The organism is Myxococcus sp. CA033, assembly GCF_013336625.1.
GTDB classification, from domain to species: domain Bacteria; phylum Myxococcota; class Myxococcia; order Myxococcales; family Myxococcaceae; genus Myxococcus; species Myxococcus llanfairpwllgwyngyllgogerychwyrndrobwllllantysiliogogogochensis.
Genome location: NZ_JABUMU010000013.1, coordinates 81995 through 97172 on the forward strand (window position 1 = coordinate 81995; position 15178 = coordinate 97172).

12 protein-coding genes are annotated in these 15178 nt (G+C 70.3%); 6 read left to right on the plus strand and 6 right to left on the minus strand.

Annotation, left to right across the window (positions count from 1 at the left end):
* Window positions 1-26 precede the first annotated feature (26 nt).
* The 3 genes from HUA78_RS26965 to HUA78_RS26975 form a co-directional block, all read right to left on the minus strand.
* Entirely contained in the window at window positions 27-1535 is a 1509-nt protein-coding gene (locus HUA78_RS26965) for a protein kinase (RefSeq protein ID WP_371745669.1), read from the minus strand.
* Window positions 1536-1624: 89 nt separating this feature from the next.
* Complete coding sequence (locus HUA78_RS26970; RefSeq protein WP_174456033.1) at window positions 1625-1921, minus strand: pilus assembly protein N-terminal domain-containing protein; 297 nt, start codon at window positions 1919-1921, stop codon at window positions 1625-1627.
* Between the two features lie 118 nt (window positions 1922-2039).
* Window positions 2040-2960, minus strand: a complete 921-nt coding sequence (locus tag HUA78_RS26975; protein WP_174477440.1) for a sigma-70 family RNA polymerase sigma factor — start codon at window positions 2958-2960, stop codon at window positions 2040-2042.
* Window positions 2961-3228: 268 nt separating this feature from the next.
* Between HUA78_RS26975 and HUA78_RS26980 the strand changes: the two genes are divergently transcribed.
* Both HUA78_RS26980 and HUA78_RS26985 read left to right on the plus strand, forming a co-directional pair.
* Complete coding sequence (locus tag HUA78_RS26980; protein ID WP_174477441.1) at window positions 3229-5004, plus strand: bacterial transcriptional activator domain-containing protein; 1776 nt, start codon at window positions 3229-3231, stop codon at window positions 5002-5004.
* A 150-nt stretch (window positions 5005-5154) separates the two neighbouring features.
* Window positions 5155-5901, plus strand: coding sequence for a trans-aconitate 2-methyltransferase (locus tag HUA78_RS26985; RefSeq protein WP_217442610.1), 747 nt, complete (start codon window positions 5155-5157; stop codon window positions 5899-5901).
* Window positions 5902-5977: 76 nt separating this feature from the next.
* Here the strand turns inward: HUA78_RS26985 and HUA78_RS26990 are convergent, their stop codons facing one another.
* A complete protein-coding gene (locus tag HUA78_RS26990) occupies window positions 5978-6319 on the minus strand; it encodes a hypothetical protein (RefSeq protein WP_174465078.1) in 342 nt (113 codons plus the stop codon).
* A gap of 419 nt (window positions 6320-6738) precedes the next feature.
* On the opposite strand from HUA78_RS26990, the gene HUA78_RS26995 reads away from it, so the two are divergent.
* The 3 genes from HUA78_RS26995 to HUA78_RS27005 all read left to right on the plus strand — a co-directional run bounded on the left by HUA78_RS26995 (window position 6739) and on the right by HUA78_RS27005 (window position 9742).
* A complete protein-coding gene (locus tag HUA78_RS26995) occupies window positions 6739-8091 on the plus strand; it encodes an RtcB family protein (RefSeq protein ID WP_141641885.1) in 1353 nt (450 codons plus the stop codon).
* 69 nt (window positions 8092-8160) lie between these two features.
* Window positions 8161-9102 carry a TIGR02266 family protein gene (locus HUA78_RS27000; protein WP_174465077.1) on the plus strand — a complete coding sequence of 314 codons (942 nt, stop codon included), beginning with the start codon at window positions 8161-8163 and terminating at the stop codon, window positions 9100-9102.
* Between the two features lie 265 nt (window positions 9103-9367).
* Complete coding sequence (locus tag HUA78_RS27005) at window positions 9368-9742, plus strand: cupin domain-containing protein (protein WP_174465237.1); 375 nt, start codon at window positions 9368-9370, stop codon at window positions 9740-9742.
* A gap of 1 nt (window position 9743) precedes the next feature.
* Here HUA78_RS27005 and HUA78_RS47565 read toward each other — a convergent pair whose 3' ends face one another.
* Window positions 9744-12032 (minus strand): ATP-binding protein, encoded by a 2289-nt coding sequence (locus tag HUA78_RS47565; protein ID WP_174460320.1) that lies wholly within the window; start codon window positions 12030-12032, stop codon window positions 9744-9746.
* A gap of 161 nt (window positions 12033-12193) precedes the next feature.
* Window positions 12194-12739 carry a hypothetical protein gene (locus HUA78_RS27015; RefSeq protein WP_254614000.1) on the minus strand — a complete coding sequence of 182 codons (546 nt, stop codon included), beginning with the start codon at window positions 12737-12739 and terminating at the stop codon, window positions 12194-12196.
* 180 nt (window positions 12740-12919) lie between these two features.
* Between HUA78_RS27015 and ppk1 the strand changes: the two genes are divergently transcribed.
* Window positions 12920-15082, plus strand: a complete 2163-nt coding sequence (ppk1, locus tag HUA78_RS27020; protein ID WP_174456042.1) for a polyphosphate kinase 1 — start codon at window positions 12920-12922, stop codon at window positions 15080-15082.
* The last annotated feature ends 96 nt before the right edge of the window (window positions 15083-15178 follow it).

The following is a 15178-nucleotide window of genomic DNA, read 5'->3' on the forward strand; positions in this document are numbered from 1 at the left end:
TCACCGCGTGACCTTGAAAGCGTGGGTCAGGGGCTCGTGACAGACACGGTGTAGAGCCCCCTCTTCCCATCGCGGGTCCAGACCAGCAGGTGGGTGGCGCCGGTGGAGAGCGGCGCGAGCAACAACCCGTTCTCCACGGACTGGATTTCGACGAGGTCCGAGCGCCCGATGGCGACGCGACTGAGTCCGGGCAGCTCCAGCTTGCGCGCTTCCCCAAGCAGCATCGGGAAGAAGACGTTGCCGCTGGCCTTCCGCGCGGACTCCACCTCCGACAGGAAGGCCTCGCTCTCTTTCGGAGCGAACTCCGGCTGGAGCCACGCCCGCGCCCACGTGCCCGCTCCGAGGAGCACCACCAGCACGAGCGCCATGCCCCCCAGCCACTTCTTGCTCACGGACGAGGGCCCGGAGAGCGCCTGGAGCAAGGCCTCCATCGAGGGGTGGCGTGCCTCCGGTTCACTCGCGAGCCCTCGCGCCAGCGCGGCCCGCACGTGCGCCGGCAACCTGGGGCCCTTCTTGCCGCGAGCCTCGACGGAAGTCCGCTTCGACGACCTGTCGGGACGCTCGCCGTGGAGGGCTTCGTAGAGCGCGACACAGAAGCTGTACTGGTCACTTCGCGCGTCCACGGCCCTGCCCTGGCGCTGCTCGGGTGACATGTACGCGGGCGTGCCCGGCGTGGTGCCCTCTCGCGTGAGCGCGGTCTCCTCCTGGTCCTTCGCGAGCGGCAGCGTCGTCGTGGAGACCTCGGCGGCGGCGCGTGCATCACTGTCTTCGCGCCGCCATCGACGGGCGAGACCGAAGTCCGTCACACGAGGACGTCCATCCCTGCCCACCAGCACGTTGGCCGGCTTGAAGTCGCGGTGGACCAGTCCCTGTTGATGCGCGGCAACCAGCCCCGCTCCGGCCGCGAGGAACAACTCCAGCACGTCACGCCAGGGACGTTCCCGCTCGCGCAGCCAGCCCGCGAGCGTCGTTCCCTCCACCCACTCCATCGCCAGGTAGTCCCGTCCATCCACCGAGCCCAGCTCGAAGACAGGCAGCACGTTGGGATGGGACAGGCGCGCCATCGCCTGCGCCTCTCGCGACAGGCGCACCCGATTCTGACCCTCGATGCCCTCGCGGAGGGGACGCAGCAGCTTCACCGCGACCCTTCGCTCCAGCCTCGGGTCCTCCGCCGCGTACACCACGCCCATGCCTCCCACGCCCAGCAGCTCGCGCAGGACATAGGGCCCCAGTCGCGTCCCTTCGAGCAGGAGTTCTCCCGCGATGCCCGGCTTCTCCCCTTCCGGGGATGGCACCCTCGAGTCCAGCCGCGTGGGCCCCTGGGACAGCCCACCTGGATTCGGCGCGGAGGCTTCGGCCGCCACCGCGGCGACCAGGGCTCGACAGTCCTCGCAGACGTCCAGGTGCGCGGCCATCCCCGGGACATCCGCCGGAGGCAACACGCCACTCGCGAAGCCGGCGAGCGCGTTCTCATCCGGACACGCCGGGGACGCGGAAGTGGGCAGCGGGCTCATGTGCGTGCGTCGCAACTTCACCACCTCGCCCCCCTAGAAGGAAGGAGAGAGGGGCCCGGCAAGGACTCGGGCCCTCCTCCCCATGCGCCACGACACACCCGCCGCGCGGCCTACTTCTCCTTCGCGGCGCCGTCCGTCACGACGATGGAATACTCCAGCCGCTCGCCGCTCTTCTTCCACACCAGCAGCTTCGTGGTGCCCGCCTCCCTGCCGGTGACTTCAAGCTGCCCCTTGCCCAGCGTCTTCACTTCCGCCGTATTGACGTTTCCCAGCGCCACCCGCGTCAGGTCCTTCAGGTCGAGCACTCGCTGCTCGCCCGGCTTGAGTTCGATGCGCTCTTCCGCCGCCGCGCTCGTGCCCACCAGCGCCAGCGCCATCAACGTGAATCCCACCAGTCCGTTCCGCATGAGGTGTGTCCTTCCTTGAGTGAACCGAGGCGCGTTTGCCCCGCCTTCATTCCGGTGACACCGCTCCCCGTGGCGTGTTGCACGCGGACCGCGAAAAAAGTGGAGAGGGCCTCTGGGCCTATCCGGGCCCGGGCTCGCCGCGCAGCAACCCCGACAGGCTCATGTCGAGCTGGCTGCGCACCGCGTGCATCAGACTGTGCAGCTCGCCCGACGACAACTGGAGGCGCTCCGCGAGCCGCTCCCGCACGCCCACCAGCACCGTCTGCCTCGCTTGCGACATCCAGCGCGACACCGTGGACTTGTGCGCCCGGTACATGACGCCAATGGACTCCAGGCTCACCCCGTCCACGACGTGCAGCCGCAGCACGGTGCGCTCCCGGGCGGACAGGGTCGCCAGCGCTCCCGACAGGGCATCACGGAAGTCCTGCTGGTGACGTCGGCGGAGGTAGTCCAGCTCGATGTCCCGGCCGGCCTCGCCCACCCGCTCGAACATCGTCCCGTCCCCGTCCTCCTCCGCGCGCGCACGCCGGCCCTCCGCGCGTTGGAGGTTGAGCGCCGTCCGCACCGCCGCCGCGCGCAGCCAGGCCGCCAGCGGACCTCCTCCCTGGTACTCGGCGATTCTCGGCTCGGCGCCGTCCTGGGCGGGGACCAGGAGTCGCTGACGCAGTTGCTGGAGCACTTCCTTCGCGTCCACGCCGCCACCCCGCACCCGGGAGATGGCACTGGCCACCTTGGGGAAGAAGTGCCGCTCCAGGGCCGCGTGGGCCGCGGGCAGTCCTCGCGCGCAGGCACAGGCCAGATAGAGGTCCGACACGGGCACGGCGGCGAGCGTGTCCGCGGGCTCCTGGCCCGGCATGAGCCGCTGGGCCACATGGCGGAGGAAGTCCTCTTCGGGAAGCACCACGTCCGGCCACGCGTGTCGTCCGGTGGACACCCACGACTCCAGCAGGGCCTCCAGTCCGGGCACCTCCGCGCAGCGACGGGCGGCGGGTGGCAGGTGCTGGACGAAGAGGTGCGAGCGGCTGTGCTGCTTCGACATGCACACCTCGGAACGGGCCACCGCCGGTACACACCGGGCTTTCATTGTTACAGCGCGGGGCGCCTTTTCTACAGGCTCTCCCTTAGGTCGCGAGCCTCGATGCGCGTCCCGCCTCACCCCGGAGTCCCCGGTGGATGCTCGCTCGAAGACGGGCTTTCGCGCCATGAGCCAGTGTCTCCGGTGGACAGTGGACCGTTCGAGCGTGCGCGGGCGCCACGGCATGCCGCCTGCTTTCCCCCGCAGGGCATCCGTTCCGGAGGACAGGACGATGAGCGAGCGCGCACAGGCCCAGTTGAGAGCGTTGAAGGAAGCCGCGCAGTTGTTGTTCGTCCAGGAGCGGTACGCCGAATGCGCGGAGGTCCATTCGCGCATCCTTCGGATGGTGCCCAAGGACCCGAACGCGCGGGTGCGTCACGCGGAAATCTGTCGCCGCACGGGGGACCGGCAGGCCGCCATCGCGTCGTATCGCACGGCGGCGGAGCTGTTGCTCGCGCAGGGCTGTGAGGCGCGGGCCCGCGCGTCGCTTCGCGCGGCGCTGGAGCTGGACCCGAGGGACCCGGTGCTCCTGTCGGACTTCACGCGCATGGGACAGGCGTCGCTGCCGCCCTCGACGGCGCTGGAGGACGAGCGGCTCTACAGTCACGCGGCGGGGCTCGTCACGGTGAGCGAGGCTCCGGTGGCGGTGGCTCCGCGCACCACGGACGCGCGAGTGAAGACACCGCCTCCTCCGCCGCCTCCTTTCGTGCTGCGAGCCGCGGAAGAGACTCGAGTGCCGGGGCCGCTGCCCTCGGCGCCGGCCATTGCGCCGGTGAAGGTGAAGCCACCTGGGCCCGCGACTCGGGCACCCGTGCCCTCCGCACCGACGATGCCGAGCTCGTTTCCGCCGCGCGGTGCGGTCGCGCCACGACAGGTGGAGGCGCCGCGTGAAATCGCCGTGCCCGTGGTGCGCGGGACGCTCGTCGCGGCACGGGACACCACGGTTCCACTGACAGGCGTGCTCCCGACTCCCGCTCAGGCACCACGCGCCACTACGATTGCGCCCCTGTCTCCCGCGCAGGCATCAACGGCCACCATGCGCGCGGCCGGGTCTCCCGCGCAGGCACCTCACGCCACCGCAAGCACGTCTCTGTCTCCCGCTCAGGCACCACGCACCACTACAATCGCGCCCCTGTCTCCCGCTCAGACACTGCCTGCCACCGCGAGCGCACCCCGGTCTCCCGCCCGGACACCACGCACCACTACAATCGCGCCCCTGTCTCCCGCGCAGGCAGCAACTGCCACCATGAGCGCAGCCGTGTCTCCGGCTCAGGCACCACGCGCCACGACAATCGCACCCCTGTCTCCCGCGCAGGCAGCAACTGCCACCATGAGCGCAGCCGTGTCTCCCGCACAGGCACCACGCGTCACGACAATCGCACCCCTGTCTCCCGCTCAGACACTGCACGCCACCGGCAGCATGCCCCTGTCTCTCGCCCAGGCACCACGCACCACTGCAAGCGCGCCCCTGTCTCCCGCTCAGGCACTGCACACCACCGGCAGCGTGCCCCTGTCTCTCGCCCAGGCACCACGCACCACTACAATCGCGCCCCTGTCTCCCGCGCAGGCAGCAACGGCCACCGCGAACGCACTCCGGTCTCCCGCCCAGGCGCTGCACGCCACCGCGAGCCCGCCCTTGTCTCGCACGACAGTGCTGCACACCACCGCGAGCGCGTCCATGTCTCCCGCCCAGGCGCTACACACCACCGTGAGCGCGTCGGCTCCCGTGCCTCGCGAGACACCCAAGGTCGAGGTGAGCGCGAGTCTCTGGACCACCGGTGGCCCCGTGACGGTGACGCCCGTGGCGACCTATCGGCCCGAGCTTCGATGGCTGAGCCCCAACAGCGTGGCGATGAGAGTCTCGCCTCAGTCCCACTGGGTCATCATCCGCGCCGAGGGACCGCTGTCGTTGAGCCGCGCGGAGTCCCTCCCGCTGCCCCCTCGAGACGTGTCCTCACACCCCCGCGACGAACCCATCTCGGACACCACTCCGCTCATCGCGCACTGACACGGACACCGCCAACCCGCGCAGCACGAACGGGTTCGGCGACCTCTCCTGGCAACCGACCTGCCCTCGCGCTCGCGACTCCACGGTGCGCCCGTCCCAGCCGTGAATCCTGGCGCTGAAGCTTGCCCCTCGCGGTCCCCGCCGACCACGATGCACGTCACCGCCATGACGCCCCTCACCCTTCGCGAGACGCTCGCCTTCGTCGCTCCCGCCCTCTCCACTCGGCGCCGAGTCCTGGAAGTCGGCTGCGGTGACGGCTCCCTCGCGGGCCAGCTCGCCGCCCAGGCCCATGACGTCGTCGCCATCGACACTCGCCTGCGCGACACGCCACGCTCACCGCGCGTCCGCTTCGAGGAAACAGACCTGCTGCGCTTCACCTCCGAGCAGCCCTTCGACGCCGTCGTCGCGGTGACCGTCCTCCACCACATCACTCCGCTCGACGCGAGTGTGGCGAGGCTGCGCGAGCTGCTCGTCCCCGGAGGTGTTCTCGTCGTGGATGACTTCGACCTGGCCGCGCCGGACGAGACCACCGCGCGCTGGTACTACGACACCCAGGACCTGCTGGCCGTCGCCGGACGCTTTCCCGCCGAGGCCGTCCACGGCGCCCCCTCCGAGCCACCCCTGGAGCGCTGGCACCACGAGCACGAGCACCACGACGAGCCACTCCACACCGGAGCCGCGATGCTCACCGCGCTCCGCGACGGGGGCTTCGAGGTTTCCCAGGTGGCTCGCGGCCCCTATCTGTTCCGTTATCTGGCGAGAGGCACCATCGAGGCCCACGACAACACCGTCTCCGGTGAGCGCGTGGCCGAGCACCTGCTCACCGTCGAGCAACGTCGCCTGGACGAGCACTCGCTCCAGCCCGTGGGCCTGCGCATCCTCGCCCACCGTCGCTGACACGCGTCTGGCGGAGCGCCCCACACGACGGAGGCGCATCCAGCCTTCACACCAGGACTTGCGCGGCGCTCGCGGGCTACATCGGCACGGACTTCTTCGGGTCGAAGCGCTTCTTCTCGTGCGTCGCCGGAGGCTGCGCGGCTTTCTCCTGCTCCGTCGTCTTCGCCGGCTCCGACTCGCGGCTCTCCAGCACCGGAGCCTCCGCCTTCTCCTCCGACACCTGCGCCTTCACCGGCGCCTCGCAGTGCTCACCCTTCCGGTTGGGATGGCAGTGCCGAATCCCATACACGTGGTGACAACCGCACGCATCGACGCGCTTCTTCGCGCAGATCGACGGATTGAACACCGGCCCCGCCAACGTATCCGCCGGCACCGCCTGCAACGCCACCGCCAGGAACATCCCACCGAGGAAACCCATCGCCCACCCCCTGCCTGGATGGGAGATGGATGGGCCTGGAGCCGGAATGCGGCAAGTCCTCGGCCGATCCAATTCCCGCGCTTCGCACGCGAGCCGACTTTCGGTCGACTGTCCGGGTGTGCGAACCAGGCCTCGGGGCCACCACGAGGATGCGTTGCCGACGTCGAGACGGCAACAGCACCCGCCCTTCTTCATCGTCCCAAGGTCCGGGGCAGGCGCCACCCACGCACCGCGTCGCGCCCTGGCGCCCTCCCCCGTTCTCCGAGGGAAAACCCCGGAAATTCGCTCGCTTTCCCGCCCGCTCTCCCAGCATCCTCGGAGGCTCGGACAAACCCGGGCGCCCGGGTCAGCTTCTTTCGGACGCTCCCGTCCCTCGCGCGTGTTCACCCCTGTCCAGGGGCGTCAGGGGAGTCAAAGCCATGAGTTGGAAGCAGCGTTTGGAAAAGGCCGCCGAAGGCCATTACGTCCTGCCGAAGACCAAGACCATGAAGGTCGACGCGGACCTGTTCCTCTCCGACAAGCTCCTGTGGGGCGAAGGCCCCGACTTTCCCGGCATGGAGGACGCCGTCTTCGACCAGGTGGTCAACGCCGCGTCCTTCCCCGGCGTCACCCGCGTCGCCGTCACCCCCGACTGTCACGTGGGCTACGGCGTCCCCATCGGCACCGTGGTGGAGACCGACGGCATCCTCCTGCCCACCGCCGCCGGCTACGACATCGGCTGCGGCATGGTGCAGCTCCAGACGTCCCTCAACGCGGAGGACGTGGCGGATCCGGCGAAGCGCCGCCAGTGGATTGAGCAGGTCACCCGCCGCATCGCCGTGGGCGTGGGCGCCAGTCGCGTGCAGGCACAGCGCAAGGTGTCCGACCGAGCCTTCGCGGAGGTCGTCCGCCACGGCGCCAAGGCCCTGGGCCGAGGCTCCGCCATCACCGAGCGCGACTTCATCCCCGTGGAAGACGACCGGGTGGACATCCCCGACCGGGCCTACGAGAAGCGCGGCCAGTTGGGCAGCCTGGGCGGTGGCAACCACTTCACCGAGATGCAGGTGGATGAAGAGGGCCGCGTCTGGGTGATGCTCCACACCGGCAGCCGGGGCTTCGGGTGGAACATCGCCAAGACGTTCTTCGTCAAGGGCGCCGCCCAGTTGGGCCTGAAGAGCCGCAGCGAGGACTTCGTCTGGCTCGACGCCGACAGCCCGATGGGCCGCGAGTACTGGAACCTGCACAACATGGCGGCCAACTTCGCCGTGGCCAACCGGCTCATCATCGGTGAGGCCGTGTGCGCCGCGCTGGAGGACGTCTTCGGCGGCACCGCGAGCGTCTATTACGAAATCTCCCACAACCTCATCCAGAAGGAGGCCGGGAAGTTCGTCGCCCGCAAGGGCGCCACGCGCGCGTTCCCCGCGGGCCACCCCGCGCTCAAGCGCACCACGTGGGAGGACACCGGCCACCCCATCCTGATTCCAGGCTCCATGGAGACCGGCAGCGCCATCCTCTTCGCCGAAGAGGGCGCGTCCAAGTCCATCTACTCGGTGAACCACGGCTCCGGCCGGCGCCTGTCCCGAGGCGAGGCCCGGCGCGTGCTGGACCAGGGCGCCACCGACGCGCGCATGGCGGAGTCCGGCATCATCCTCAACACCCGCCAGACGCCGCTCGACGAGTCCGGCCCCTGCTACAAGAACCTGGACGACGTGCTGGAGACGGTGGAGATGGCGGGGCTCGCCCGAGTCGCCCGGCGCCTCAAGCCCGTCGCCTGCATCAAGGGCGCGGATTGACCCACACGCGAGGGGCGCGTGGACTTCCCGGGGAGCCTGCTACAGTGCCGGCCCTCTGGAGTCCCAAGAATGACCTCGCCGTCCCCTGCCGCCCGCGTCCCCCCGTCGGGCCCCCGTGAGGCCGAGCTGGCTCGCGCCGAGAGCGAGCTGTCCGCCCAGGAGTCCCGCCTCGCGGAGCAGGTGACGCGCGCCCTCGCCGACACCGCCGCCCTCACCTCCCGACTCGACGGCGTGCGCGCCGCGCTGGCCCGTGCCCACCAGGAACCCGACGCCGACCCGCAGGTGGGCGAGCAGGCGGCCAGGCTCCAGGCCGCTCGCGTGCCGTCCCTGGACGTGGAGGCCGCGCGCGCGAAGGCGTTGGAGGCGCGCGAGAAGGCCCTGGAGGCGCGCAAGCGGATGGGGACGGAGGTGCAGGCCGCGCTGCGCATCCAGCAGGAGCAGACCGCGCAGGTGTCACGCGCCGTGGCGGACGCGGAGGCCGCGCTGAAGCAGCAGGTGGAGGCCAGCGCCGCGCGGACCCGGGCCCGACAGGAGGCCGCCACGCGCGCGCAGCAGGAGGCCGCTCGCGTGCGTCAGGCGGAGCTGGCGCAGGCCGCCGCCACGGTGAAGTCCCAGGGCCTGGCGCTGCCCTCCCCCCCGGCGCGGGGAGCGGCGAGCGCGGACGGCCAGGAGGCCCGGCGCAACGGGCGCGTGCGGATGCACACGTCCATCGACATGCGCAGCGACTCCAACTTCTTCACCGGCTTCTCGATGGACATCAGCGAGGGCGGCGTCTTCATCGCCACGGTGGACGCGGTGCCTCGCGGCACGCAGGTGGAGCTGGACTTCACGCTGCCGGGTGGCCGGCCCATGAAGGTGACGGGCGTGGTGCGCTGGGTGCGCGAGTCCAATCCCCGCATGCCGGAGCTGATGCCCGGGGTGGGCGTGCAGTTCACCGGACTGCCGCACGAGGTGGCCTCCGTCATCTCCTCGTTCGTCATCACGCGGGACCCGATGTTCTATCCAGACTGAGTCAGGCCTCACCCTTCGTCGGGTAGTCGACCCAACCTCGCGCGAGGTGTCCATGAGCGGCGGTGTCTGGATGGAAAGACAGACATCCGTCCCGGGCCTCGTGCATGGTGGATTCAAGACTCCGCGTCCTGATAGGAGAGACCCCGGAATGAGCGCACCCCCCCGAAGCCCCAGCTCCAGTTGCGCGCGCCCGCCCCGCTGGGACTCCCGCCGCCGCGTCGAGACCGACACCGCGGAGGCGGAAACGAATGAAGTGAGCACACACATGGCATCGCCGAGCGTGGACAAGGTCAATCTTGCCCAGAAGCTGACCCTGTTCTCCGAGCACTGGTCCCCCAAAGTGGTGGGTGAGCTGAACGGACAACACGTCCGGCTGGCGAAGCTGATGGGCCCCTTTACCTGGCACCACCACGAGCACGAGGACGAGCTGTTCCTGGTCCTCCACGGCCGGCTGCGCATGGAGCTGCGCGAGCGCACCGTGGAGGTGGAGCCCGGCGAGTTCATCATCATCCCCCGGGGCGTGGAGCACCGGCCCGTCGCGGAGGAGGAGGTCCATGTCCTCCTCTTCGAGCCGGCCACCACCCTCAACACCGGCAACGTCCGCGAGGAGCGCACCGCGGACACGATGGAGAAGCTCTAGCCTAGGTCGCCCCGGGCGGAGCCGGCTCCATGGCGTCGTCCTCCAGCTCCGCGCCCAGCTCCATCAATGGCAGCTCCACCGTGAAGGTGGAGCCCTCGCCCGGCGTGCTGTCCACGTGGACGGAGCCCGCGTGTGCGTCCACCAGTTGCCGGACGATGTAGAGCCCCAGTCCGAAGCCCGCGTGGCGGCCCGCCGAGGGCACCCGCTCGAAGCGGTCGAAGATGCGCCGCTGCGACTCCAGGGCGATGCCCTCGCCGAAGTCGCGCACCACCAGTCGCGCCCGCGCCAGCCCCGCGCGCTCCACCCGCACCACCACCGGATGTCCCGCGCCGAACTTCAGCGCGTTGGACACCAGGTTCGTCACCACGCGGTCCAATCGCAGCCGGTCCCACTGGCCCACCAGCCCCAGCTCCGCGTCGAAGACAAACTTGCTGCCCACCTCCGCGGCGTGCGCGGCGAAGCGCTCCACCACCTCGTGCGCCAGGTCCGCCAGGTCCACCGGCGCCACGTCCAGCACCAGTCGCCCCGAGGACAGTCGCGACAAGTCCAGCAGGTTGAGCAGCAATTGCCCCAGCCGCTGCGTCTGCTTCAGCGCCGTGCCCAGGCCGTCACGCACCTTCTCCCGCTCCACCGCCTGGTCCGTGCGCAGCAGCCTGCGCAAGAGCAACTGGAGCGTGTTGAGCGGATTGCCCAGGTCATGCGCCGCCACGCCGATGAGCTCCACCGCCTCACGCGCCTCGCGCAAGAGCCGCGCGTTGTCCAGCGCCAGCGCCGCGCGCCCGGCCAGCTCCTCCATGAAGACCTGGTCCGACAGCGTCAGCCGCCGCTCCGGCAGGGACATCAGCAGCACCAGCACCCCCTGCGTCCGCTCTCCGGCGCGCAGCGGTACCGCCAGGTACGAGCGCACGCCCACCTGCTCCATCAGTCTCAAGTGCTCCGCGTCCTGCGCTCCCTGCGTCAGCATCTCCGGCGACACGTCCGGCACCCACTGGGAGCGCCCCGTGCGCACCACCTGCCAGAGGCCCTGGGGGACATCCGGCGGAGGTTGATAGCGCCGCACCGCCTCCCACAGCGAGGGCTCCTTCTGCGCCACCACATGCTTCACCGCCCGGGGCCGCAGCTGTCCGGACGGGGTCAGCATGTACAGCAGACAGACATCCGCCACCTCCGGCACCATCATCCGCGCCAGCTCCGCCACCATCAGGTCCGGGTCCAGGTACTGCTGGAAGACGCGGCCGGCCTCCGCGAACAACCGCTGCGTGCGCTCGGCGCGCTGCCGCTCGGTGATGTCGCGCGTCACCGCCGCGTAGCCCCGCACCTCGCCGTCGTCGTCGAGCAGCGTGTTGATGAGGGCCTCCGCGAAGAAGTGCGTGCCGTCCTTGCGCGTGCGCCACCCCTCCGTGCGCAGCCGCCCGTCCCGCCGCGCGCGCGCCAAATCTTTCTCCGGAAGCCCCAGCGCCACCTCGTCCGGAGGGTAGAAGCGGTCCACCGACTCGCCCACGACCTCCGCCGCCTGATAGCCGGTGATGCGCGTGGCGCCCGGGTTCCAGCTCGCCACCCGGCCCCGCTCGTCCAGCAGCAGCAGCGCGTAGTCCTGCACCCCCTCGACGAGCAGTTGGAAGCGCTTCGTGCTGGCCTCGGCCTCCTCCCGCAAGGGACGCAGCCGCCGCAACAACACCCACGCCAGCACCCCGGCCAGGGCCAGGCCCAGGCTCGCCGCCACCAGGGTGAGCACCAGCACCCGCTCGTCCACCTCCACCGCCGCCTGGATGCCCAGCGCGAGCCGCTCCTCCACGCTCGCGGAGAGCTGCTGGAGCGATTCATAGGCGCGCAGGCGCGTGTCCCCCACCCGCTCCTCGAAGAGGGTCTCCAACCGAGAGCGGGGCACCTGGCTGGCATGCGCCACCACCAGCTCCCGCACGGCCTGCTCATGCTCCTGCTCCGCGCGCATCACGGACTCCAGGAGCGACGCCGAGGGCTCCGTGCCCAGCCGGGGCTTCAGCCGCTCATAGGTGGCGATGAAGCGCTCGCGCGACGCCACCATCTCCTCGGCGAAGAGCGCGTCACCCGACAGCGCATAGCCCCGCTCGCTGGACACCTTGTCGCTGAAGGCCCGGCGCAGGCGCTCCACCTCCAGCAGGTCCATGGACAGCTCGAGCAGGCTCGCCTTGTGGCCGGAGCGCACCGACAGCAGCGCCACCGCCGACGTCACCGCCAGCGCCAGCGCCACGAGCAGGGACGCGATGAAGCCAGCGCCGACGCGCTGTGAGAACGTCCACGGCCGCCCCACGCCGCCCCCCTCCGGACATCAGCCTCCAGCCCGAACCTCACCCAGCCCACAAGGTGGCGCTGCCGGCCATGAGCCCACACCCCCGCCCATGGGACGGCTTGGCGTCGGGTGGCGGGCAGTCGGGCCCGCCGCGAGTCAGGGGAGTGCCTGGAGCGGAGGGACTACCGCGAGCCCGCGGTGGACGACGGGGCCGCCGCTTCCGGGGCGCCGGTGGGCGCGGGCGCCACGTCGCCGGACGGGGCCTTGAAGCTGCCCGTCTCCGGCTCCACGGACCACGCGGAGAACTTCTGCTGCTTCACGTCCCTCAGCTTCCCGTCCTCGTAACAGACCGAATAGACGAGGAAGAACTCCTTCTCCACCGACGGCGCGCCGTGGCGGTAGCAGTCCGCGCCCGTCGCGTCGCGCTCGCGCGTCATGGGGCGGCCCAAAAGCGCCATCACCTGGTCCGTCGTCATGCCACCGTGCATGGACTTGAAGCCATGGGGCGTGACGACCTGGAACGTGGGGCGCTGCTCGCGCACCATCGTCCAGAACACCACCGCGAGCACCACCGGCACCAGGGCGGCCAGGAGCGCCAGCGCCCAGCGGCCTCGGGACGCCTTGCGGTCCTCCTTGTCATAGGCCGTGAAGAGGTTGCCAGCGTCCGTCGGCGCGGAGACCAGGGAGGCATTCAAGGGGTTCTCTGTCGGGCTCACGTCGACTGACATGCCGTTCCAACAGCGCGGATGCAAGAAACTCCACGCGGGCCTTCCGGTAACGCCCGCCCGGCAACTTCCCGGGCGTGTACCGTGCGCTGGAGGGCTTCCTTTCGTGACATCGAAGTTCACAATCGGTGGGAGGCCGGCCTGCTACATCCCCGCCGAGGTAGGAACCAGGAGTCGTGAAAGATGGCGAAGCGAGGCGCCGCCGGACGCAGCGTCCCCCCCCAGAAGTCCTTGGAGCGGGATGCCCTGCCAGCGGGGGCGGAGATGGATGAGGGGCTCTTCTTCAATCGCGAGCTGTCCTGGCTGGCCTTCAACGACAGGGTGCTCCAGCTGGCGGAGTCCGCGGACGAGCCGCTGCTGGAGCGGCTCAAGTTCGTGGCCATCTACGCGCGCAACCTGGACGAATTCTTCATGATTCGCGTCGCGCGCCTGCACGAACAGGTGCGCGCCAACGTGGCTCGGCTGGTGCCGGACGGCGCGGCCCCGGGCAACACGCTCGACAAGCTGCACGAGGGCATCTTCGAGCAGAGCAAGCGCCACAGCGCCATCTTCGAGAAGCTCCTGCGGCCCGCGCTCGCGGAGAAGGGCCTGCGCATCCTCAACGCGAAGGAGCTGGACGCCGACCAGCGCGCCCAGGTGGATCAGCGCTTCCGCGAGCAAATCTTCCCCGTGCTCACCCCGCTGGCCATCGGCCTGGGCCGGCACTTCCCCTACATCTCCAACCTGTCGCTCAGCCTGGCGGTGCTGCTGAGAGACCCGGAGGCCGGCGAGGAGAGCGTGGCCCGGGTGAAGGTGCCCAAGGAGCTGCTCCCCCGCTTCCTGCCCCTGAAGAACAACGTCTTCGTGCCGCTGGAGGAGGTCATCGCCCAGCACCTGGGAGACCTGTTCCCCGGCATGGAGGTGCTCAGCTGGAGCCTGTTCCGAGTCACCCGCGACGCGGACTTCACCGTGTCCGAGGACGCGGAGGACCTGCTCAAGGCGGTGGAGACGGAGCTGCGGCAGCGGCGGTTCGGCGACGTCATCCGCCTGGAGGTGCAGGCGGGCATGAGCCCCAAGCTGCTGGAGCCGCTGGTGGAGGCGCTGGGGCTGGAGTCGCGGCAGGTGTACGAGGAGCAGGGCCTCTTGGGCCTGGGGGACGTGCAGGCCATCGCCTTCGCGCCCGGCTTCCCGGAGCTGAAGGACCCGCCGTGGGTATCCGTCACCCAGCCCCGGCTGCGTCCGGACACGGACTCGCCCGAGGGCGTCACGGTGATGGCGGCGATGCGGCGCGGGGACTTGCTCGTCCACCACCCCTACGACTCGTTCGCCTCGTCGGTGGAGCGCTTCGTCACGGAGGCGGTGGCGGACCCGGATGTCCTGGCCATCAAGCAGACCGTCTACCGCACGTCCGACAGCTCGCCGCTGGTGCCCGCGCTGATTACCGCCACGGAGAACGGCAAGCAGGCGGTGTGCATGGTGGAGCTGAAGGCCCGCTTCGACGAGCGCACCAACATCAAGTGGGCCAACGCGCTGGAAGAGGCGGGCGTGCACGTCGTGTACGGCATCCCCTCGCTGAAGACACACGCGAAGGCCATCCTCATCGTCCGGCGCGAGGGCGAGCGGGTGCGGCACTACGTGCACATCGGCACCGGCAACTACAATCCGAAGACGGCGCGCCTCTACACGGACATGGGCCTGTTCACCACGGACCCGGACATCGGCGCGGACGTGGCGGACCTGTTCAACTACCTCACCGGCTTCGGACGCCCCAAGAGCTTCCGCAAGCTGCTGGTGGCGCCCCTCACCATGCGCGAGGGCCTGCTGGAGCACATCAAACGCACCGTCGTCGCCCACACGCTGGAGCGCCCCTCGCGCATCCAGATGAAGATGAACGCGCTGGTGGACCCGGGCATCATCCGCGCCCTCTACGACGCGTCGCGCGCCGGAGTGAAGGTCGAACTCAACGTGCGAGGCATCTGCTGCCTGCGCCCCGGCGTCCCCGGCATTTCGGAGAACATCCGCGTCGTGTCCACGCTGGGCCGCTTCCTGGAGCACGCGCGCGTCTACATCTTCGAGCGCGGCACGGAGCTGCGCTGCTACATCGGCTCCGCGGACCTGATGCCTCGCAACCTGGACCACCGTGTGGAAATCCTCGCGCCGGTGGAGGACACCACGCTGGCCGCGCAGGTGCGTGACTCGCTGGAGCGCAGCCTCGCGGACAACACCCACGCGTGGGAGCTGCAGGCCGACGGCGCCTGGCGCCGGCTGACGCCTCCCGCGGGCGCGGAGAAGCGCTGGGCCCAGGGAGAAGTCATGGAGCGCGCCACCCGCCTGGCCCAGTTCCAGGGCGGCCGTCCCCTGCCTTGAACCACGGGGCCCCGACGTCCGGAGCCCCACCGACAGCCCGCTTCAGCGCGCCGACGAGGGCCGCCGCGTCGTCCACCACGAGCACTTCGCCTTGCG